Origin of the sequence: Snodgrassella sp. B3882 (assembly GCF_026535915.1) — a bacterium.
Taxonomy (GTDB): Bacteria; Pseudomonadota; Gammaproteobacteria; order Burkholderiales; family Neisseriaceae; genus Snodgrassella.
This window is the reverse complement of sequence record NZ_JAFNPF010000001.1, coordinates 978,387-1,001,544: the sequence shown is the minus strand read 5'-3', so window position 1 is coordinate 1,001,544 and position 23,158 is coordinate 978,387. Positions and strand designations below refer to the sequence as shown.

21 protein-coding genes and 1 tRNA gene are annotated in these 23,158 nt (G+C 39.1%); 16 read left to right on the top strand and 6 right to left on the bottom strand.

Annotated features, from left to right (window positions below):
• Positions 1 to 23 precede the first annotated feature (23 nt).
• The 4 genes from J3U68_RS04300 (at position 24) to J3U68_RS04285 (ending at position 3,720) form a co-directional block, all read left to right on the top strand.
• Entirely contained in the window at positions 24 to 254 is a 231-nt protein-coding gene (locus J3U68_RS04300) for a hypothetical protein (protein WP_267375042.1), read from the top strand.
• A gap of 1,007 nt (positions 255 to 1,261) precedes the next feature.
• Positions 1,262 to 2,320, top strand: coding sequence for a chorismate synthase (gene aroC / locus J3U68_RS04295; protein ID WP_267375040.1), 1,059 nt, complete (start codon positions 1,262 to 1,264; stop codon positions 2,318 to 2,320).
• 159 nt (positions 2,321 to 2,479) lie between these two features.
• The gene (locus J3U68_RS04290) at positions 2,480 to 2,911 is read left to right on the top strand and encodes a ProQ/FINO family protein (protein ID WP_267375038.1); all 432 of its coding nucleotides are present in this window, start codon (positions 2,480 to 2,482) and stop codon (positions 2,909 to 2,911) included.
• A gap of 41 nt (positions 2,912 to 2,952) precedes the next feature.
• Positions 2,953 to 3,720: a TatD family hydrolase gene (locus J3U68_RS04285; RefSeq protein ID WP_267375035.1), complete on the top strand. Its 768-nt coding sequence runs from the start codon at positions 2,953 to 2,955 to the stop codon at positions 3,718 to 3,720.
• 636 nt (positions 3,721 to 4,356) lie between these two features.
• Here the strand turns inward: J3U68_RS04285 and J3U68_RS04280 are convergent.
• Positions 4,357 to 4,449, bottom strand: a tRNA-Ser gene (locus J3U68_RS04280).
• Positions 4,450 to 4,892: 443 nt separating this feature from the next.
• Here J3U68_RS04280 and eno point away from each other — a divergent pair.
• The 3 genes from eno to J3U68_RS04265 all read left to right on the top strand — a co-directional run bounded on the left by eno (position 4,893) and on the right by J3U68_RS04265 (position 7,139).
• The gene (eno, locus tag J3U68_RS04275; protein ID WP_267375032.1) at positions 4,893 to 6,176 is read left to right on the top strand and encodes a phosphopyruvate hydratase; all 1,284 of its coding nucleotides are present in this window, start codon (positions 4,893 to 4,895) and stop codon (positions 6,174 to 6,176) included.
• A gap of 26 nt (positions 6,177 to 6,202) precedes the next feature.
• A complete protein-coding gene (gene ftsB, locus J3U68_RS04270) occupies positions 6,203 to 6,529 on the top strand; it encodes a cell division protein FtsB (RefSeq protein ID WP_267375030.1) in 327 nt (108 codons plus the stop codon).
• Positions 6,530 to 6,782: 253 nt separating this feature from the next.
• Positions 6,783 to 7,139, top strand: a complete 357-nt coding sequence (locus tag J3U68_RS04265; RefSeq protein WP_267375027.1) for an STAS/SEC14 domain-containing protein — start codon at positions 6,783 to 6,785, stop codon at positions 7,137 to 7,139.
• A gap of 288 nt (positions 7,140 to 7,427) precedes the next feature.
• Here J3U68_RS04265 and J3U68_RS04260 read toward each other — a convergent pair whose 3' ends face one another.
• The 4 genes from J3U68_RS04260 to J3U68_RS04245 form a co-directional block, all read right to left on the bottom strand.
• A complete protein-coding gene (locus tag J3U68_RS04260; protein ID WP_267375024.1) occupies positions 7,428 to 8,135 on the bottom strand; it encodes a 5'-methylthioadenosine/adenosylhomocysteine nucleosidase in 708 nt (235 codons plus the stop codon).
• Between the two features lie 496 nt (positions 8,136 to 8,631).
• Complete coding sequence (gene recD / locus J3U68_RS04255) at positions 8,632 to 10,395, bottom strand: exodeoxyribonuclease V subunit alpha (protein ID WP_267375021.1); 1,764 nt, start codon at positions 10,393 to 10,395, stop codon at positions 8,632 to 8,634.
• Positions 10,396 to 10,423: 28 nt separating this feature from the next.
• Positions 10,424 to 11,119, bottom strand: a complete 696-nt coding sequence (lolD, locus tag J3U68_RS04250; RefSeq protein ID WP_267375018.1) for a lipoprotein-releasing ABC transporter ATP-binding protein LolD — start codon at positions 11,117 to 11,119, stop codon at positions 10,424 to 10,426.
• Entirely contained in the window at positions 11,112 to 12,362 is a 1,251-nt protein-coding gene (locus J3U68_RS04245; RefSeq protein ID WP_267375004.1) for a lipoprotein-releasing ABC transporter permease subunit, read from the bottom strand. The genes lolD and J3U68_RS04245 overlap by 8 nt, the downstream gene beginning before the upstream one ends.
• An 860-nt stretch (positions 12,363 to 13,222) precedes the next feature.
• Between J3U68_RS04245 and J3U68_RS04240 the strand changes: the two genes are divergently transcribed.
• From J3U68_RS04240 to J3U68_RS04200, 9 genes are all read left to right on the top strand, one after another.
• Complete coding sequence (locus J3U68_RS04240) at positions 13,223 to 16,000, top strand: flavocytochrome c (protein WP_267375002.1); 2,778 nt, start codon at positions 13,223 to 13,225, stop codon at positions 15,998 to 16,000.
• Between the two features lie 24 nt (positions 16,001 to 16,024).
• Complete coding sequence (locus tag J3U68_RS04235) at positions 16,025 to 16,993, top strand: FAD:protein FMN transferase (protein ID WP_267375000.1); 969 nt, start codon at positions 16,025 to 16,027, stop codon at positions 16,991 to 16,993.
• Positions 16,994 to 17,078: 85 nt separating this feature from the next.
• Positions 17,079 to 17,723, top strand: a complete 645-nt coding sequence (locus J3U68_RS04230) for an ankyrin repeat domain-containing protein (RefSeq protein WP_267374998.1) — start codon at positions 17,079 to 17,081, stop codon at positions 17,721 to 17,723.
• A 207-nt stretch (positions 17,724 to 17,930) separates the two neighbouring features.
• Positions 17,931 to 18,521 carry an ankyrin repeat domain-containing protein gene (locus J3U68_RS04225; RefSeq protein ID WP_267374997.1) on the top strand — a complete coding sequence of 197 codons (591 nt, stop codon included), beginning with the start codon at positions 17,931 to 17,933 and terminating at the stop codon, positions 18,519 to 18,521.
• Between the two features lie 207 nt (positions 18,522 to 18,728).
• Positions 18,729 to 19,310, top strand: a complete 582-nt coding sequence (locus J3U68_RS04220; protein ID WP_267374995.1) for an ankyrin repeat domain-containing protein — start codon at positions 18,729 to 18,731, stop codon at positions 19,308 to 19,310.
• 207 nt (positions 19,311 to 19,517) lie between these two features.
• Positions 19,518 to 20,156, top strand: coding sequence for an ankyrin repeat domain-containing protein (locus tag J3U68_RS04215; protein ID WP_267374993.1), 639 nt, complete (start codon positions 19,518 to 19,520; stop codon positions 20,154 to 20,156).
• Positions 20,157 to 20,292: 136 nt separating this feature from the next.
• The gene (locus J3U68_RS04210) at positions 20,293 to 20,484 is read left to right on the top strand and encodes a hypothetical protein (RefSeq protein WP_267374991.1); all 192 of its coding nucleotides are present in this window, start codon (positions 20,293 to 20,295) and stop codon (positions 20,482 to 20,484) included.
• Positions 20,485 to 20,491: 7 nt separating this feature from the next.
• Positions 20,492 to 21,037 (top strand): hypothetical protein, encoded by a 546-nt coding sequence (locus J3U68_RS04205; protein ID WP_267374988.1) that lies wholly within the window; start codon positions 20,492 to 20,494, stop codon positions 21,035 to 21,037.
• Between the two features lie 180 nt (positions 21,038 to 21,217).
• On the top strand, positions 21,218 to 21,799 hold the full coding sequence (locus J3U68_RS04200; RefSeq protein WP_267374985.1) for an ankyrin repeat domain-containing protein: 582 nt from the start codon (positions 21,218 to 21,220) through the stop codon (positions 21,797 to 21,799).
• A gap of 214 nt (positions 21,800 to 22,013) precedes the next feature.
• Here J3U68_RS04200 and hisC read toward each other — a convergent pair whose 3' ends face one another.
• Positions 22,014 to 23,072: a histidinol-phosphate transaminase gene (gene hisC, locus J3U68_RS04195; RefSeq protein ID WP_267374983.1), complete on the bottom strand. Its 1,059-nt coding sequence runs from the start codon at positions 23,070 to 23,072 to the stop codon at positions 22,014 to 22,016.
• Positions 23,073 to 23,158: the final 86 nt, after the last annotated feature.

Here is a 23,158-nt window from a genome sequence, read left to right as displayed (position 1 = left end):
TTTTTCAACGACAAAGACTAAACATGAAACCATACCCATTAATCTTATGGATTGCCTCTTGTCTGACTGCTTGCAGTATCGGCATGCCCAACAATATTGCAGTTGGCATAGGCGGAGGCAACAGCAGCTTTGGTTTAGGCACCACCATCAATTTTCCCATCAATACTAAGCCTCTTCCTGCCGATCCTCCAGAAATTGCTGGAACAGAAAACCAACCTAAAGAAAAACCCAAACCAAGAAAACCTGTTTACTAGTCGCAACAATTTTCATAACAACCATAGAGACTATCAATTTCAACTTGGCTTTTGCATAGTGAGAAAAAGCGTCGGGTAACCAGCATCAACTAAAACCAATTTGAGTTGTTTAGTCCCCCGAAACCTAGATCTAGGCAAAAAATTAAACAGTTAAAAATCTTATGCAAAAATATATCGCAAAATAATTGTAACTAAACTGATTGAAGATTCAAACTGCATATAATCTGAGAAAAATCATTTTATTTAGTGCAGGTATTCCATCTTATCCAGAGAAATTCAGGGAATATGGATGAAAAAATTCATATCGATTACATAGCTTAAATAATTCATTCTAGAGTAAGCAGAAAATAGAAAACATATCCGTTAAAAGGTTGTGCAATGGCTAATGGCAATAAGATTATATCCTCTGCCTTGTTAGTCAGCATGGTCTAAAAACAATGCCAAAAAATCCTCCTCATGATTTAAAAGGCGATTATTTAAATTTAATAAGCTTTATTCTTGCTGCTCGATAATAATTAATCATAGATAAAGTAACATGATCTTAGAAAGCCATAATCGATCTTTTATATCTTTAAACAGCCAAAGTGATTAATGCATACTCATTGTTTTTTCGAATGTAATAAATTTACTCATGACAAGACTTAGCTAAAATACTTTCTGAATTTCCTACCCAATTTTATTCATACCCAGATTACAAATCTTATTATTTATCGTCACCTTTCCAACCAATACTTATGGTTTTAAGCTTTGTTCCAGCAAATACATTGACGAATAGATGACTGCATCTTTATTTGCTGCAGCCAATCAATTTCAACCATTTTTGCTGCTGCAACAGATAGCGAGCCAGCTATAATAAGATGTCAGGCGAATATATGACTATATGGTTAATATTGATGATTTATTAAACATAAAAAATCACATAAACCCATTATAATATGCCTAAACCTTATAAAAGCATGCTACACTTTTAAATTAAACTTCTTCTATTACACAACAGAGAAAGCTTTATGGCGGGCAATACTTTCGGGCAAATTTTCACAGTTACCACATTTGGTGAGAGTCATGGACCAGCGTTAGGTTGTGTTGTTGATGGTTGTCCTCCTGGTTTAGCTTTGAACGAAACCGACATCCAGCACGATCTCGATAGACGCAAACCTGGCACAAACCGTTACGTTACACAGCGTCGTGAAGATGATCAGGTGGAAATTTTGTCTGGCGTATTTGAAGGGAAAACCACTGGCACACCAATTGCATTACTAATTCGCAATAATGACCAACGAAGTAAAGACTATAGCTCTATTGCGCGCAGTTTTCGACCTGGTCATGCTGATTATACTTACTGGCATAAGTACGGTATTCGCGATTATCGTGGTGGTGGTCGGAGTTCTGCGCGGGAAACAGCAGCACGTGTGGCTGCTGGGGCAATCGCTAAAAAATGGTTAAAACAGACTTTTAATACCGAAATAATGGCTTATGTTACGCAGATTGGTGATAAAACCATCGCTTATGAAGACGTGGCATTTATCGCTGAAAACCCTTTTTTTGCCGCTAACCGCAGTCAGATTGAAGAGTTAGAGCAGTATTTGGACGAAATTCGTAAAGCACAGGATTCCATCGGTGCTAAATTGCATGTCCGTGCTACAGGTGTACCGGTAGGCTTAGGCGAGCCGGTATTTGATCGCCTTGATGCAGATATAGCACATGCAATGATGAGCATTAATGCAGTTAAAGGAATTGAAATTGGAGCTGGTTTTGCAAGCATTAGCCAGAAAGGCAGTGAACATGGTGATGAAATCACCCCTGAAGGCTTTTTGACTAATCATGCTGGTGGCATCTTAGGTGGTATTAGCAGCGGTCAGGATATTTATCTTAATCTGGCCATTAAGCCAACCAGTAGTATCGCTATGCCACGTCGCTCCATTGATATAGATGGACAGGCAATAACCATCTCAACTCATGGCAGGCATGACCCTTGTGTGGGTCTACGTGCGGCCCCCATTGCAGAAGCGATGTTAGCTTTAGTGCTAATCGATCACGCATTGAGACACAGAGCACAAAACAAGTGAGTTAAAAGCAATAAAGGTAAATAGCCAAACCAACGGTAGGGTTATATTTTCAACAGTTAGTAACTTATGCGATAATAACCGAGAATGTCCATCATCAACTGAACTACTCTTTTTGGAAAGAATACGTTGCGATGGTTTAATACCACAAGGATATACCTTATGAGTCAAGAAACAGCTTTGGGTGCAGCTTTGAAGTCTGCTGTACAAACCATGAGCAAAAAGAAACAGACCGATATGATTGCTGAGCATATCTATCGTAAGTATGACGTGTTTAAATATTTTAAACCATTAGCTATAGGCATTGATCAGGATCTTATTGCTGCATTGCCACAATATGATGCAGCTTTGATTGCCAGAGTACTGGCCAATCACTGTCGTCGTCCGCGTTATATTAAATCCCTAGCTCGAGGCGGCAAACGCTTTGATCTGAATAACAGATTCAAAGGCGAAGTATCAGCTGAAGAAAAAGCAATTGCTCAGCAACACCCTTCGATGCAAACTGCAAAAGCTGCTGAAGACGCACCTGCTCAAACTGCCCCCAACACGGTGGAAAATACTGCCGAAATTAGTGAAAATAATGAAAGCAAATAAATAATTTAAGACGATTTTTCTTTCTTCAAACATTTTTCATCATGCTATTTGATAGCCATTGCCACCTTAGCCATGAGCCTCTGGTCGAAAATCTACCCGAGATATTGGCTCAGGCGGCACACAAGCATATCAATGGTTTTCTCGTACCAGCCACGCAACCACCAGATTGGGAAGCTACCCTTCAGCTGGCGAAAGTGTATCCCCAAATTCATGCCGCAATCGGTATACATCCATGGTATATCTCTGCTTGCACCCTAACTGATTATGAAAAATTAGAGCAATTACTCGGAGAAAATTCTGATCTTTTGCTAGGCGAAATTGGATTGGATTTTGTACACGCACGAGATGCAGAAAGCCGTCAGCATCAAATTCAAAGATTTGAACAACAGTTAGACATTGCTAAATCAGCATCCCGACCCATCATTATTCATCACGTTCATGCTACTGCCGCCTGTCTAAATAGTATAAAGCGCTGTGCCTTTAAACACGGCGGATTCGCCCATGCCTTTTCAGGAAGCTTAGAAGAAGCGCAAGAATGGATCAAACAAGGTTTTTTAATTGGCATAGGCTCATTGCTATTACGTCCTCATGCTAAAAAAGCACGCTTGGCTGCTCAGACCTTGCCGTTGGAACATATGGTTATTGAGACAGATGCTCCTTATATGCCACCACAGGACAAACCCTACAATTCTCCCGCTAATCTACAGCAAATTGCTCAAATTATTGCTGAGCTTCGTGGCATAGCATATGAACAGGTAGCGCGCATTACCACACAGAATGCTATGGCGATTATTAACAAGATCCATTAATGCGCCTTCAGCATAATCCATAAACATCTCAAACCTTATCTAATTGCTTAAGATTCGCTGCGACACACCATTTGATTAGTGGCTCATCTCTAACCTATTCCAATTTATTGTCATGCGAGTTTATTCTGAGCACGCGATCGACATGACCGATGACACATACACTTAACCAAATCAATGAAGCTAAGGCTTAACCAGATGATTTTACAGAAACTAGTTATAAGCTGTTATTATGTTTTAACAAAGTATATGACCGACCAAATATAAAAATATGGCGAAGATTCAAACGTTAATTGATGATATATCTTAACCTAAACCAAATTTTCTAAAAATGGTTCACCAACCAATTTCTGTTAAATTAAATCATCCAAAGGAGCGGAACATATCAAAATCAACATACAAGATAAATCCATTCAGATCATTGATTATTTTTAACCATAATCATCTAAGAGCTCAGTATCGAAAATGGACATACTGTATGCCTGAAACTTACTTCACAAGTTGAGCAGAAACCGTTCTTGCGCCTTGTCGAGGATGCAACGACCAAATCTATTTTGCTAAAAGCACAATAGTAAGACGTTTTAGCTTAGAAGAAATAAAAAGAAGCCCAGATATAATCTGGGCTTCTTTTATTAATGATGGCGGAGAGTAAGGGATTCGAACCCTTGATACAGGTTTTGCCCATATACTCCCTTAGCAGGGGAGCGCCTTCGACCACTCGGCCAACTCTCCATCAAGAAGAGCGCACTATACCTAAATCCCGCCGAAGTGTCAAACAAATTTAGTGCCAGCAACAGTGAAAAAATTAACTTTCATTACTAACATATTAACTTTACTAAAGAATTAAGCAAACCGAAATTTAAGCATGATGAATCCTTTATACATTCTTACGTTTTTATTATAAACTTAGGGCTAGACAACATAAGATACTGAGTATGATCTTAATGAGTAGCGATCGCTGGATTATTAGCTAATGACTTAGCATTAGATTACTTTATGGCAACAAATATATAAATTTTTCTGATTATACTAGAATCATTTACGCTATCAACATACCAAGTTTTCACTATACAGGTATAATAGTATGCCTAAAAACTATACCAGTTTTAATGTTGTTAAATATTGTTTGTCCTGTTTTACCTAACTATCTCTGATATAAAATCGTGGAGACCTGCATGAGTGCAATTATCGATATTTTTGCGCGTGAAATTCTAGATTCACGTGGTAATCCTACAGTTGAGTGTGATGTGCTGCTTGAGTCTGGGGTAATGGGAAGAGCGGCCGTCCCTTCTGGTGCTTCCACTGGAGAAAAAGAAGCGTTGGAGTTACGTGATGGCGATCAGGATCGTTATCTTGGTAAAGGCGTATTACAGGCAGTAGAAAATGTAAATAACGAAATTGCACAGGCCTTAATCGGCATTGATGCTAGCGAACAAAGTTATATTGATCAGATCATGTTAGATCTGGATGGAACCGAGAATAAAGGTCGTTTAGGCGCCAATGCTACTTTAGCAGTTTCTTTGGCTGTCGCTCGCGCAGCAGCGGAAGATGCCGGACTGCCCTTGTATCGCTATATCGGCGGTGCAGGACCCATGGCGATGCCAGTACCGATGATGAACGTGATCAATGGTGGTGCACATGCCAATAATAGTTTAGATATTCAAGAATTCATGATTATGCCTGTTGGGGCTAACTCTTTCCGTCAAGCCTTAAGATGTGGCGCAGAGGTATTTCACCACCTCAAAAAACTATGCCATGATCAAGGTTTATCCACTACAGTTGGGGATGAAGGTGGCTTTGCTCCTAATCTCGCCAGTCATGAAGAGGCAATTAAGCTGATTTTGGCTGCCGTAGAAGCAGCTGGCTATGTAGCAGGTGAAGATGTTGTTCTGGCACTAGATTGTGCTTCCAGTGAATTTTACCATGACGGTCACTACAAACTGACTGCGGAAGGTTTGAGCCTAACCAGCGAAGAGTTCGCGAATTATTTGGCCGATCTGGTCAATAAATACCCCATAGTATCGATTGAAGATGGCATGAGCGAACATGATTGGGACGGTTGGAAAATACTGACAAAACTTCTTGGTCAAAAAATTCAGTTAGTGGGTGATGATCTATTTGTGACTAATCCCTCTATTCTAAAAGAAGGTATCGCAGAAGGTCTGGCCAATTCTCTTTTAGTCAAAGTTAATCAGATTGGAACATTATCTGAAACATTGAAAGCAGTTGATTTAGCTAAGCGCTATCGTTATACCAGTGTGATGAGTCATCGTTCAGGTGAAACTGAAGATAGCACCATAGCCGATCTAGCCGTAGCCACTAATTGTATGCAGATCAAAACGGGTTCTTTATCAAGATCTGACCGAATGGCTAAATATAATCAATTGTTGCGCATCGAAGAAGAACTGGGTACCGCTGCTTATTATCCGGGCAATAAAGCTTTTTATCAGCTTAATTAAAAGCATTACAGTTACAGGTAAATGCAATGAAGTGGGTTACGTTGGTATTAATATTAGCTTTAATTGGTCTGCAATATGATCTATGGTTCGGGCATGGTAGTTGGCATGACATGATCAGACTAGAAGAAAGTGTGATTCAGCAAAATGCCAACAATGAAGCTTTGGTTCAGCGTAATCGAGCCTTGACTGCGGAAGTTAAGGATTTGGCTGAGGGCAAAGATGCCATTAATGAAATGGCTCGAGCCAAGCTTGGCTATATTCAAAATGGTGAAGTGTTCTATCGTTTTACCCCACCAGCAACTGTGCCTACTGCGACAGGAGTTACCCAGTCAGCCACTGTAGCTGACAGATAATTCAACCGCAACGATCAAAAAAATGCAGCATTCTAACGGATGCTGCATTTTTGTTTCAGTGCAGATTACTTGATTTGATTCATCACTTAGAAAGTTGTTAAGTTGTAACTCTGAGACAAAATTTTATCGCGTGTTCAGATTTTTGATTAGGGCTAAGCTCTGTATCAACTTAAGTCTGCATGAACTCGAAGAGTATGTTATTTTATGATGGCTATTAGATATTGAATTAGAAATCTGCGTTGGAGACTATGGCATGATCCTGATCCATGAAGAAGGCTATGGCCTGAAAGTAGTGTTGCATGATGAATTTACCTTACAAGATTTTCAAAAACTTGAAGAAGCGCTGCTTAAAACACGTGAACTAGCACACTTACCGGATCTTTTGCTGGATTTAAGTGAATTGAAAGATTTCACCGTCGATATGGCTTTTGAACATTTGCGCTTCTTACGTAAACATTCACATCATTTCGGTCGTACCGCAATCGTAGTCTCAGATATTTGGATACGTTTAGGCTCTCATTTGGCCAATCTGCTGACGTTGTACCATCCAAAATATTTCGATGATGTTGGCAGCGCAGAAAATTGGTTAAAGCAAAATGGCGGTAAATAATAAGTCAGTTTATCAGTAAAAAAGTGACTCATTTGCGTACTAATCAATCACTTCAAAGAGATATTGAACTTTCAATGGAATTAAGCAAACGGAAAATTTGATCATTGCACTATAAAAATGAATTTCCTTTATTCCTGTTTAGCATTTATATAGTCTCGGCAGTTCAGTATCTAATCATTATATTGTATTTAAACGGCGATGAATGAACTCATCGCCGATTTAGCATTAACCACTATATGGATAAAAAATTAACTGTTGATGCCTTAAGATAGCCAATAAATCAATTTATCAACTTAAGGAATTGATCAGGTTAATGACCATTTTGGCAGAATTTTTGCCCGCCACTTGCAAAAATTCATCAAAGCTGATGCTGGCGTGAGCATCTCCGTTGTCAGATATCGCCCGAATAATGACAAAAGCCACACTAAGCTGATGGCAGGTTTGCGCAATCGCTGCGGCTTCCATCTCTACCGCCAAAACATCTGGGAAATTATTGGTGATTCTTTGATTTTGTTCCGCAGTGCCGATAAATTGATCGCCGCTGACAATCAGTCCTTGATGAATACCATGTTGATGATTAGATTCTTTCACAGCCAGCTTGGCGGCCTGAATTAAAGATTGTGCTGAATGATATCGGCTTGGTAATTGTGGTACCTGCCCGATGTCATAGCCAAATGCGGTGACATCCACATCGTGATGGGCAACCTCGGTTCCTATTACGACATCACCTATTTGCATCCCCTGCCCCAGTCCACCTGCACTACCAGTATTAATCACATATTGTGGAGCAAAGCGTTCAATAACGATGGCGGTTGTTACCGCAGCATTCACTTTACCAATCCCGCTTAACGCCAGCACCACATCGCATTGATCAATTTTGCCAACATGGAATTTGAATGCACCCATCACAATATCATTTCTTTGTTGTAATTGATCGAGCAGATAATCCAATTCAGGTTGCATTGCAGCAATGATGGCAAATAGAGGTTTTGACATAATTTTTATCTCTGTATGATTTTTATTGACCCAATGGATAGTATACAAAATATGAAAAAATAAAAATACTGCTTTCCTTTGATTGAGCAATATCATTGAGCTAACAGACAAATTAAGTTTCAACTAATAAATCAATACACTGTAATAACATTTTTAGATTAATGATTTTCTAATACTCTACATTCGATCACTCGGTTACTTTAAGTCATATAATTTTGGAATGGATTTTTTGGCAACAATAAAAGTTAATTATGCTGGAAACATTTTTAATAGCGACAAAATCATCCTCTAAATCAATAGTAATGAAACAATTCATAAGTGATTCAAGCTGGCTATTTATTCCAGCAGCTTTAAAAATTAACCCTAAATTTCTGCAGCACAGCATACAAGCTAATCCGAAGCTTCAATGAACATAAACAGCAGAAAGAGACATGGATGTGAACCATTAAATTGCATTGCGATGACAGTAGGATTTTAAGCCGCTGAGAAAAGCCGATTAGGACGGCGATTGCATAAGTTGATTAAGCGCTGTACGCAATCCACTGCGACGATGATCACTATTTTTAATCGCTTGCGTCAGCTGGGTGATGCTGCCACAAAAGGTGAAATGCTGTCGCGCGCGCGTTAAGGCAGTGTACATTAATGCACGATTGAATAACGGATCATCTGAAGACGCTTCTGATTGCGGTGCCAACAACCACACCTGATCATATTCCGAGCCCTGACTTTTATGCACCGTAATGGCGAAGGCGGGTTCATGCTGGGGTAAACGACTAAGAGCGATTTTGCGGAAAGTGTGCCCATGGGCAAAATAGGCCAATAGATGCTGAGCATCATCAGGATCAGGTAACATGACACCAATATCACCATTATATAGCCCTATATCATAATCATTTTGCGTGATTAGAATAGGTAAACCGGCAAATCCATTTTCAGTATCAACTTGCCATTGACGGGCAAGATATTGACGGTACAACTGGTTGAAAGTATTGGCATCAGCTTTTCTCACGGCTAAAAGAATGATATCAGTTAAATGAGAAAAAATAGTTTCAACATCATGCTCCCTCACCGCTTTCCACCACGAATGTTGTAATTGGTACCAGATTTCACATAATTCAGCTAAGCTAACTTGTCGACGTTCTAACTGCTGAAAAGACTCTATTGCCTGTACAGCCGCGTTGTCATCCCCACTGATACAAGCTGAAGCCAATGCCCCAATGCCTTTTTTCGGATCAAAACGATAGCTATGGGTAAGCGTAGCCACATGCGCAGCAATTCCGGCATCTGGTTGATAAGGCGGCAAAGATTGTTGCGGGAGTATCTGCTGCAATTGTTGGCTCAAAGCTGGCGTTAGAATTGTTGAAACGGATAAATCCGCCAGCACGTTACCCAATCCGACAGCGGGTAACTGGTTAGCATCTCCTAACAGGATCAATCGAATATTGGGCTTCAAAGAACGCAACAATGCCCTGAATAACGATAAATCCAACATGGATGATTCATCTACGACCAGAATATCCACTGGTAATGGATTGGTGGGATTGAATGGCCCAGTAAGTAATGGTGGACGCAATTGTAATAAACGATGAACAGTTTGACCACTCAGTTGTGACAAGGATTTGAGAATATCTGCCGACAAATCAAGTTGTTGTATTGCGTGATGTAAGGCACTTGCCATATGCGTGGCTGCTTTACCGGTTGGCGCAATTAAAGCGATCTGAGGCGGATATGGCGCTTGCCAGACGTGTTTCAATAGCAGTGCCAAAATTTTGGCAACGGTGGTGGTTTTTCCGGTTCCCGGCCCACCATTGATCAGAACAAACGGTTGTAACAAGGCTAAGGCAGCTGCAAACCGCTGTTCTGAGGCATGCTGATCAGGAAACCACTTTTGCAGATCTTCAGCTACAGATTTATCAAGGGATTGAGTTGACGGAGCACACAGCTTACTGATACAAGTGGCGACATCTTGTTCGAGCTGCCACATTCTGCCAAAAAATAATTGTTGCTGATTTAATATAAAAGGTGAATAGCTATATATATTGCCTACCAGCGTGCCACAGCAGCGTAGTTCAGCAAGATGATCTCGGGGAACAATGATGTAGCTATCACCTCGGTTTAAAGCTGATAATAAAGCTTCTGCCCAAGGCTGCACAATTTCCCATTCTGCTGGAGCCACTGTGCTTAACACTTTAGCAATAGCAGCCAGCGCGGGATGATGTGGGTGAGTGCTTTCTGAAAACTCAACAACTGGATCGGACATAAAGACTAAATGTGAATATCCACACCCATTAAGATGCAACCTGAGGAACTAGCTTACCATCGTACATGGTCATCACATGGTCAAAACGGGTGGCTAATTCATCATCATGAGTGACCACCACCAAGCTGGCACCCAATTCAGACTGCAATTCTAACAACATATCCAATACATTTTGCGCATTTCTGCGATCCAAATTTCCAGTCGGTTCATCAGCCAGTAGACATGCAGGATGAGAGACTAAAGATCGAGCAATGGCCGCCCGCTGCCGCTCACCACCGGATAACTCTCCTGGTCGATGCAGAACACGTTGTTTCAAGCCGACCTTGTCCAGCATCGCTAATGCCTTTTCTTCCGCTTCTGCCCTGCTTTTACGAGCAATTAATAATGGCATCATGACATTTTCCAGAGCAGTAAAGTCTGGCAATAAATGATGAAATTGATAGACAAAACCCAAATATCGATTACGCAGTTTACCAATGGCTTTTTGGCTAAGCTGAGACAGATCTTCACCCATAAGACGGACAGTACCGCTGGTTGGCTTATCTAATCCACCAAGCAAATGCAGTAAAGTTGATTTGCCACTGCCTGAAGCGCCAACTATGCTGACACTTTGACCGTGTTCAACACGAAAATTTAAATTTTCCAGCACCGAAACCTGCAAATCTCCATCATCATAGGATTTAGTAATCTGTTCACAATCAATAATATATTGAGGATTATTCATATCGCAAAGCCTCCGCTGGTTGGGTTTTGGCTGCACGCCAGCTGGGATATAGCGTTGCGAGAAATGACAGCAACAATGCTGCGAAAGCAACAGTACACACATCAGATACTTTAATATAGGAAGGCATATAGTCTACAAAGTAGATTTGTGAGGTAATTAATCTTCGGCCAATTAACCCTTCGATAAAGGCCACAATTTTTCCTACATTCAACGCCAGTGTGACTCCTAAAATAACCCCAATCAGTGTCCCCATCAATCCGGCTACTGCTCCTTGAATCATAAATATCCGCATAATTCCGCCCGGCGACATACCCAATGTGCGCAAAATAGCAATATCAGCTTGTTTTTCAGTCACCGCCATCACCAGAGAAGACACCAGATTGAACGCCGCCACGGCAATAATGAGCAACAAAATAATGAATAACATGCGCTTTTCAATTTGGACAGCATCGAAATAGCTGCGATTTTGAAAAGTCCAGTCATTGATCCATACCTGCGACTGAAGAGAAGCCGGTACAATATTCTGAATGACAGTAGGAGCCTCTTGTGGATCGGCCAGTTTGAGCCGTAATCCACTTACGGCATCACCCAACCGATACAGTTTTTGGGCATCAGTAATATGGACCATAGCCAGACTATTATCGACTTCAAAAATTTTGGTATGTAAAATACCGACCAAATTAAATTGTTTTAATCTAGGCACCATGCCTGCAGGCGTCACATTGCCATCTGGAGTGATGACAGTAATTTTGTCGCCAATATTCGCCCCAAGCGCTTCTGCCAAACCTTTACCCAGAATAATATCGAATTCACCCGGTTTGAGACTATTAAACCCGTTTGGCGATATGTCCTTACCATAATCAACCACATTACCTTCCAAGGCAGGATCTATACCGCGGATCTGTACACCGCGCACTTCACCCGCATTAGCCAGCAAAGCTTGATCGGCCACATAAGGTGCCGAACCCAAAACCTGCTTATTACCTTGTACCAGTTTTTGTAAATCTTGCCAGTGATGATCGTCACTGATCTGATAAAAGCCAAGTTCTGCATGTGGAGCCACGCTGAGTAATTGATTACGGATTTCCCTTTGAAATCCGTTCATTACCGACAAAACCACAATCAGAGTGATAACACCCAATGCGATACCGGCAATAGATACTGTACTGATAATGGACATAAACCCATTACGTTTCTTAGCACGCAAATAGCGTAAGCCTATCCATGTTTCCAAAGAAGCCATGTTCGTTTATTTCAGTCAAAAAAGAGATTGTACCCGACCCAAGTAATTGACGTCATGTTTTGTGAACACTCCAACTAGGTTAATATTTGTTATTTAACCAATTTTGGTCATCACATATTTCAATTATAGGTCATTTTAAGCGGGTTAAAAGCGATTTAATAACGACAATGATTTATTTAAAGAAAGTTTCTTACTGTTTACTTATCTTTAAAATATCCAAAAAATTAAACTTGATAATGAAAACAGCTCTAGGATTTATACAAAATATTTTCATCGAAAGCTTATTTTGACTAACAGAATTTCCGTTAAATCTTTCCTTAACCAATGATGGTAAGCGCTATTTTAAAGCAGCAGGACGTAGACAGAAACATCAAATGTGCTGAGCGTCTTCAATCAAAAAATTCATTGAGGCTTGCCGATACCTGTTATTCATCGAGGCTAACTCGTGATCGTAGCTAAATTGAATAAAACTCGATATTAATGGTGTGGATAGCCACCATCGAAACAATATCATCATCGGTTATCGATCAAACAAAGATTAATGTTTAAATCTAAGTTGCTGAACCCTTATTTCTGACCTAATCAATTCCCAACGCCCCGAGTGTGCGTATAGTTTTAACTTACCTATCAACGCCAGCAAATGGATTATGATAATGCTAATGCCCTAAAAAATCAGCACTCAACCCCATCATAAAAATACATCAATTTGACGTGCATCAAAATAATGAATTAAAGCTCCTCACAGATAAAATATTCGCCATCGAATTAATAGCTAAGCTTATTCTTTTAAGTTAACATTAGTTCAAATTCTAAGTACTAATTATTTACTTCCGTTCTACCTATTCTAAAGGGTGTTACATATGGATTACTCAACCTCCCCGTTATTTAGTCCCTTGACTCTGCCTAATGGCGCGGTATTAAAAAACCGCTTAATGATGGCACCTATGACCACATGTTGTAGTTTCCACGATGGTACGGTAACCGAAAATCAGGTCGAATATTATCGTGCTCGCGCAGGTGCTATAGGCACAATCATTGTTGAGTGTGGTTTTATCGATGAACGAGGTCCGGCTTTTCCGGGGGCTTTAGGTATCCATAATGATGATTGCATTGAAGGTCTGAGTTTGATCGCCAATGCCATCAAAGAAAAAGGTTCGAAAGCCATATTACAAATTTATCATGGTGGCCGCATGGTTGACCCGAAGCTAATCGGTGGTCAAATGCCCGTAGGTCCCAGTGCGATTGCTATTCCGCGTCCTAATGCCCCTACTCCTATTCCTTTGACTGCCGGTGAAGTTGAAGATATGGTGCAGAAATTTGGTGACGCTGCCCGTCGTGCCATTCAGGCCGGATTTGACGGCATCGAAATTCATGGTGCCAATACTTATCTTATCCAGCAATTTTTCTCACCTCATGCAAACCAGCGCGAAGATAAATGGGGTGGTAGTCGCGAAAATCGCACCCGTTTTCCCCTAGCCGTACTTGAAATCAGCCGACAAATGGCTAAGCAATATGCTTCAGATGACTTCATTATTGGCTATCGCTTTTCCCCTGAAGAGCTAGAAGTGCCGGGCATCACCTTCGAAGATTCCTTGTTCTTACTGGACAAATTGGCTATTGCAGGCCTGGAATATGTGCATTTTTCAATGGGTTACACATTGCGCCCTTCCATCATCAATACTGATGACAAAACGCCATTGATCGACAAATTTGTGCAGATGCGTTCACCTGCTTTAAGCAAAATACCTGTGGTGGGTGTGGGTAACGTTGTCAACAGAAGCGACGCTGAAACCGCTGTGGAACATGGCTATGATCTGGTTGCTGTAGGACGTGGTTGCATTGCCTATCCCGACTGGGCAGAACAAATCAAAACTAAAGATGACATACAACTATCCATTAACAGCGACCAACGCATTAATAAAATTATTCCCGAACCCTTATGGCGTTTTCCGCTGGTTAGTAGCATGGTTCGTGAAATTAGCACGAAAAAATTCCAGTCAGGTACCTATCGTCAGACCGTAAAAGATGACTACGAAAATGAATTCGTGATCAACGTTGAACTGGGACAAAACTTCATCAAAGATCTGACCCTAGTCAATGCAGAAGAATTAAATCAAGTTTCAGTTAAAAACTTCAATGAAATCAAAGATCGAATTCTGGCTGCGAACAGCCCCTACGTTGATACCATCAGTGGCGCCACATCACAATGTGAAGCGTTCAAAAAAGCCGTTACCAAAGCCATCGCCGAATCCTATCGCGTAGCCATCATTGCTGATGGTGGCAATCCTGATGAAAAAACAGTCGATGTAGTGGTGATTGGTAGTGGTGGTGCCGGTTTGGCTGCGGCAATTGAAGCCCATGACAAAGGTGCCAGCGTCATTATCATCGAAAAAATGCCGATTATCGGTGGTAATACCAACAAAGCTTCTGCAGGTATGAATGCCGCTGAAACAAAATTCCAGGAAAAAGTGGGTATCGTAGACAAAAAAGAATGGTTTTACAACGAAACCCTTAAGGGCGGTAAAAATAAAAACAATCCGCAATTGTTGCATTACTTTGTAGAACATGCGCCAGAAGCCATTAACTGGCTGGATGCTAAAGGCATTGAATTAAGCAACCTAACCACCACCGGTGGTATGAGTGTAGACCGTACCCACCGTCCAGAAAGTGGTGAAGCCGTAGGTGGATTCTTAATTAGCGGTTTAGTCAGAAATATCAACCAACGTAATATCGATGTCATGCTCGATACCTCTGTCACAGAAATTGAATTTGCAGATGGCAAAGTTAAAGCAGTGACCACCATTGATGAAGACGGCAATAGCCAGCGGGTCAATACCAAAGCCGTGATCGTAGCCACAGGTGGCTTTGGCGCCAATGCCGAAATGGTGACCCATTATCGTCCTGACTTAGCTAATTTTGTGACCACCAATCATAAAGGCGCAACCGGCAGCGGTATTGCCCTACTGCAAAAAATTGGCGCTGATACCGTTGACATGAATGAAATTCAAATTCATCCAACAGTGGAACAGAAAACAGCTTATCTGATTTCAGAATCAATCCGCGGAGGTGGTGCGATACTGGTATCACAAAATGGTCGCCGTTTTGTTAATGAACTAGATACTCGAGATAAAGTTTCCAATAGTATCATTGCTTTGCCTGAACATTACTCATACATCTTGTTCGATGAACAAGTAAAAACCGAAAACAAAGCAGCAGAAACTTATATTAGCAATGGCTTTGCAGCACAAGCTAATACCTTGGCTGAGCTAGCGCATATTCTTGATATCGATCCTGAAACTTTGGAGAGCACCGTAGCGCGTTACAACACCTTTGTAGAGCAGAAAGAAGACAAAGATTTTGGGCGCAATACCGGTATGCGTCACCCAATCAATCAAGCTCCATTTTATGCCATTCAAATAGCTCCAGGTATTCACCACACCATGGGTGGAGTAACCATTAACAGCAATACAGAAGTCTTGGATGAAAACAAACAGGTTATTTCTGGTGCTTATGCTGCGGGTGAAGTAGTCGGTGGCGTACATGGAGGTAATCGAATTGGTGGCAATGCAGTAGCTGATATCATTATCTTTGGTATACAGGCAGGTGATCAGGCCGCGGCATATAGTCAAAAAGCCTAATGACAAGCGATGCAGTAAACCATCATGAATGATGCATGCTATACCTATTCGCAACAGCTTATGGGTACAACGGTGTCCCTGCAACTGCTAACGGAAAATCCGCAAGCAGTTGCAGCGGTTTTTAATACCATCAAAGCTCTGGAAACTCGGCTAACCGTCAACCGACCACACTCCGAAGTCATGAGTATTAATCATGCTGCTGGCAAACATGCAGTAGTAGTGAGTGAATTGGTTTTTGATTTGATTAAACAAGCCAAACAAGCCAGTTTGTTACCGAATAGCTCATTTAACTTAGCCATTGGACCTTTGGTCAAATTATGGAAAATTGGTTTTAATGGTCATCGTGTTCCCGACGCACAATCCATTAACGAAAAACGCCGTTTAATCGATCCAAATCTGATTGAATTGAATCAACACAACCACAGTGTATATTTAGCCAAAAAAGGGATGGAAATTGATCTTGGCGCAATTGCCAAAGGCTATATTGCCGACATCATAAAACTTGTACTGGCACAGCATAATATTCACCACGCCATCATTAATTGTGGGGGTAATGTCCTGACCATTGGTTCGTCCCCTTTTACACCCAATCAGCACTGGCAGGTAGGACTAAAAAAACCATTCGCCTCTGCCACAAGCCTTCTGGGCATTATTCAGGTGCAGGATAAATCTGTTGTTACCTCTGGTATTTATGAACGCTATTTTGTGCAAGATGATCAAATTTATCATCATATCATTAATCCTGCCACAGGCTATCCCTTAAATAATGAACTCGATAGCATAACCATAATCTCCACCAATTCCTTAACTGGAGATATTTTCTCTACCATTATGTATGGCTTGGGCTGTAAAAAAGGGCTTGCAGCACTTAACGAAAGAAATTCAATGGGGGCAATTTTTGTCACCAAAGACAAACGAATTATTCTCAAAAATCAGCAACATTTCCAATTTCATTTATTGGATCAAAGTTATCAACTCTGTCCGGCAGACTAAGATAGTTAACCCTATTTTTTGCAACATATTCGACCGTTAACATCTTAATTAGTGCAAACATTTCAATATTTTAATTACATAAATTATGCGTAAAATATTACATCAATTAGCATTAAGTATACGCCAAAAAATTAGAGGCACTCCGAAATACCAATTACACAAACTTGCTTTTAACCGAGATGATAAAAAACAAGAAGTGAAGAGAATATTACATCAATTAGTGCTAAGAAACGACGTGGAAAATTTGGAAAAAGAACTTAAAAAATGTACTTTTGAAGATATAAACGTCGAAAACAAAGGATTAAAATTCACCCCTTTATTTACTGCAACCATACAGGGAAAGGTTGAACCCGCAAAACTGCTTATAAAATATGGGGCAAATGTCAATGCGTTAGATGTTTATGGTAGACCTCCGCTTTATTACATCGGAGACCCTAGCCCCGTACCAAGCGCAACAGCAGAAAACCGCTTACAGGTCGCCAAACTATTGCTGGATAAAGGAGCAGATGTCAATATCACTGACGCAGATGGCGCACAACCTTTATGGCGCATAGTATATAGTGCACTGGGTCAAGGAAAAGAAGATGAACTGCCGATTGTTAAGTTATTACTTGAATATGGTGCAGATCCTGATTTTAGAACTAAACCCGGTGGAAGCCCTTTAGACTTTGCAAAAAAAGTTGGTTACCAACCCATAATAGAATTACTTGAAATCCACAAAAAAATTTAAAAGCCAGCATATGTATATGCCAGAAAATAAGAGGTAACAATGAAATACCTCTAACTTAAACTCGCTTTTAACCGAAATTATAAAAATCAGAAGAAATAATCAGTAAATCTACAATAGAACAAATTACAGTTCATATGATGAATTTGACCTATGATGATAAAAATACTATATTAGTTCAAATATTTAAAAAAACGAATTGTATAAATGATGCGTAAAATATTACATCAATTAGCGTTAAGTATACGCCAAAAAATTAGAGGCACTCCAAAATACGACTTAAACAAACTCGCTTTCAGAAACGATTATAAAACACTAGAAGAAGTACTGTGTAAATGTACAATAGAACAGATTAATGAACCGGAAAAAGGGTTACGATTTACTCCAATCTTTTTTTCTGTTTTAGCAGGTGCAGTTGAATCCGCAAAAGTGCTTATAAAATATGGGGCAAATGTCAATGCGTTAGATGTTTATGGCAGACCACCGCTTTATTACATCGGAGACCCAAGCCCCGTACCAAGCGCAACAGCGGAAAACCGCTTACAGGTCGCCAAACTATTGCTGGATAACGGAGCAGATGTCAATATCACTGACGTAGATGGCGCACAACCTTTATGGCGCATAGTATATAGTGCACTGGGTCAAGGAAAAGAAGATGAACTGCCGATTGTTAAGTTATTACTTGAATATGGTGCAGATCCTGATTTTAGAACTAAACCCGGTGGAAGCCCTTTAGACTTTGCAAAAAAAGTTGGTTACCAACCCATAATAGAATTACTTGAAATCCACAAAAAAATTTAAAAACCAGCATATGTATATGCCAGAAAATAAGAGGTAACAATGAAATACCTCTAACTTAAACTCGCTTTTAACCGATATTATAAAAATCAGAAGAAATAATCAGTAAATCTACAATAGAACAGATTACAGTTCATATGATGAATTTGACCAATGATAATAAAAATACTATATTAGTTCAAATATTTAAAAATATGAATTGTATAAATTATGCGTAAAATATTACATCAATTAGCGTTAAGTATACGCCAAAAAATTAAAGGCACTCCAAAATACGACTTAAACAAACTCGCTTTTAGAAACGATTATAAAACACTAGAAGAAGTACTGTGTAAATGTACAATAGAGAAGATTAATGAACCGGAAAAAGGGTTACGATTTACTCCAATCTTTTTTTCTGTTTTAGCAGGTGAAGTTGAATCCGCAAAGCTGCTTATAAAATATGGGGCAAATGTCAATGCGTTAGATGTTTATGGCAGACCACCGCTTTATTACATCGGAGACCCAAGCCCCGTACCGAGCGCAACAGCGGAAAACCGCTTACAGGTCGCCAAACTATTGCTGGATAACGGAGCAGATATCAATATCATTGACGTAGACGGTGCACAACCTTTATGGCCGGTTGTATTTAATGCAAGAGGTAAAAAAGAAGAACTGCCGATTGTGAAGCTGTTTATGAAACATGGAGCCAATCCTAAGCATATAAATAAATATGGGAAAAACCCATTAGATATAGCTAAACTTTCCGATAATAGTGCATTACAAGAAATATTAGAAAGCCACCAAAAATAAAAAAATAGCATTGGTATACTTCTAAAATTAGAGGTCATTATGAAATACCACTTACACTATCTCCCTTTTAACCAAAATTATAAAAACCAAAATAAGTACTCTGTAAATCTACAATAGAACAGATTACAGTTCATATGATGAATTTGACCAATGATAATAAAAATACTATATTAGTTCAAATATTTAAAAATATGAATTGTATAAATTATGCGTAAAATATTACATCAATTAGCGTTAAGTATACGCCAAAAATTTAGAGGCACTCCAAAATACCACTTACATAAACTCGCTTGTAACCGAGATGATACAAGACAAGAAGTGAGGAGAATATTACATCAATTAGTGCTAAGAAACGACGTGGAAAATTTGGAAAAAGAACTTAAAAAATGCACTCTTGAAGATATAAACGTCGAAAAAAAAGGATTAAAATTCACCCCTTTATTTACTGCAGCCATACAGGGAAAGGTTGAACCCGCAAAACTACTTATAAAATATGGAGCAAATGTCAATGCATTAGATGCTTATGGTAGACCTCCGCTTTATTACATCGGAGACCCTAGCCCCGTACCGAGCGCAACAGCGGAAAACCGCTTACAGGTCGCCAAACTATTGCTGGATAACGGAGCAGATGTCAATATCACTGACGTAGATGGCGCACAACCTTTATGGCCGGTTGTATATAATGCAAGAGGTAAAAAAAAAGAAGAACTGCCGATTGTGAAGCTGTTTATGGAACATGGTGCAGATCCTAACCATATAAATAAATATGGAAAAAAACCATTAGATATAGCTAAACTTTACAATAATAGTGCATTACAAGAAATATTAGAAAGCCACCAAAAATAAAAAAATAGCATTTATATACTTTTAAAATAAAAGGTCATTATAAATACCACTTACACTAACTCCCTTTTAACCAAAATTATAAAAACCAAAATAAGTACTCTGTAAATCTACAATAGAACAGATTACAGTTCATATGATGAATTTGACTAGTGATAATAAAAATACTATTGCAAAAATGCATTGGTTGCATGCTACATTTGTTTATAAGTTTGATGATACTTCTGTTTGGGTTTTAGAAGGAAATCAGGCTAAAGGTGGTGCTGCTGTGAAAGATGATGTTATGGTTAATATTGTTAAATACAGACGAAATCAAGTTCAGGAATATTGAATGCCTAATGGATACTAAAAACGTAATAATGAAATGTTTTATTTTAATATTAACTTTAATCGTGAGTTGTTCTAATGACCCCAATCAAAAAAGATTAGATCAGCCTAAAGAAAACTTAAAGGTTACCATAAACAGGAATAAAAGTTGTAGGCCTTTGGATATTCTTATGTTAAAGGAAAAAGATGTAAAAACTTTATTTTTTCAAAAACTAGATTCAACAGTTAATAAACAATATTTAGGAAAGAAAAAAGAGTCTATAGATTTAACTCAGGAATTATTAGAAATTTTTTTGAATGATTTAAATACTAAATTTTTCTCAAGAAATTTAATATTCCAAAAAAAGTATAAGGCTAAATTTGTTATAGAAGATAAACAATCAAAAAATGAATCAACGACAATTGAGCTAAGCTATTTCCAAGAGGATTGTTTTTATAGGATGGCTATTTTAAACTACTATGAAACAGAAGAATATGCAGATGAAAGTAGTGTTATCTACTTTTTTAAAATTGAAAATAAGCAAATAACCAATTTTGGCAGACAAGAAGCTGGATAAATCAATTAGAAAAATAAAATAAAGCTCAAGAATTTACGTATCTAAAAGACTTGGGATATGGACATAGCATTTTTAAAAACCATATTAGTTCAAACATTTTAAACAATTTCAATTCGATAAATTATGGGTAAACTATTACATCAATTAGTACTTTGTATACGCCAAAAATTTAGAGGCACGATGAAATATGAATTACATAAACTCGCTTGTAACCGAGATGATAAAAGACAAGAAGTGAGGAGTATATTACATCAATTAGTGCTAAGAAACGACGTGGAAAATTTGGAAAAAGAACTCAAAAAATGTACTCCTGAAGATATAAACGTCGAAAAAAAAGGATTAAAATTCACCCCTTTATTTACTGCAGCCATACAGGGAAAGGTTGAACCCGCAAAACTACTTATAAAATATGGAGCAAATGTCAATGCATTAGATGCTTATGGTAGACCACCGCTTTATTACATCGGAGACCCCAGCCCCGTACCGAGTGCAACAGCGGAAAACCGTTTACAGATTGCCAAACTATTGCTGGATAACGGGGCAGATATCAATATCACTGATACCTCTGGAAACCAACCGTTAGGTTCTGTTGTTCATAATGCTGGTATAAAAGGAAAAGAAACAGATGAGCTACTAATTGTTAAACTGTTTATGGAACATGGCGCCGATCCTAACCACAAAAATAACTATGGCAGAAGCCCTTTGGATATTGCAACCAAACCTATGATAGAAATATTAGAAAGCCACCAAAAATATTCTTAATTATATTGATCTGTAGATAATATTTTATTATCAAAAAGCAATATAACTGCAAATATCATGACTGAGTGGCAATACTATATTTTTTTTCTTATTGATTTAATCTGTTACATAATGAATGATGACTCGATAACCCATTGAATAAGCTAAATCAAATATTACACTTCCTTTCTGTTGCACGATGTTTTACTCAACAAGGTCTATTAACAAAATGAATTTAGAATATCAAAGCTTGCAAAGCCTGTATTAATTGTTGTTGCTGTTCTGGGGTACCAACGCTAATACGCAGAAAATGCTCTATCCGTGGCTGAGCAAAATGACGCACAATCACACCTTGGCTACGTAAATGAGCATATATTGATTCAGCACTAAAATGAGGATGTGTGGCAAAAACGAAGTTGGCAGCTGAAGGTAGCACCTTAAACTGTAGAGCGACTAATTGCTGCTCCAGCCAGATTCTATTTTCGATTACCTGAGTAGACATTTGGCGAAAATAATCTTCGTCTTCAAATGCAGCTATTGCTCCGGCCTGTGCTACTCGATCAAGTGGATATGAATTGAAACTATTTTTAACCCGTTCCAATCCTTCGATCAGTTTTTCATGTCCCAAGGCCAAACCAACGCGCATTCCAGCCAGAGAACGGGATTTAGATAATGTCTGTGTCACCAGCAAATTAGGATAACGGTTAATCAGCGTAACCGCTGATTTTCCTCCAAAATCAATATAAGCTTCATCAATAACCACGACACATGATCGATTACTCTCAATAATCTGCTCAATTTGCGGTAAAGACAACAAACTACCAGTGGGCGCATTTGGATTGGGCAAAATCACGCCAGCTTTAGCACCACTATAATCTTGTGGATTAATGGCAAACTGTTCATTCAAAGCAATAAACTTTGGCTGTACGCCATATAACTGACAGTAAACCGGATAAAAGCTATAGCTTATATCTGGCAGTAGTAAATCATTTTTACCTTGAAAAAAAGTTGCAAATGCTAATGCCAGCACTTCATCTGAACCATTACCTACAAACACTTGTTTAATATCTAGCTGATAATAGTCAGCAATGGTTTGCCTAAGCTGGGTTGATTGTGGATCAGGGTAAAGGCGTAAATCAGCATTGACTGCCTGGCGCATTGCTGCAAGAACTTGAGGCGAAGGAGGATATGGATTTTCATTGGTGTTCAATTTAACTAAATTGTTCAACTTAGGCTGCTCCCCCGGTGTATAGGGATGCAAAAGTCTAGCCGTTTCACTCCAAAATATACTCATAATAGCTGCTACCCTTATTTTATTGATTTCTTCTGATGTTCCAGTTTAAATTTCTTCCTTTTTCTTTTATGGCATTCATTCTCTAT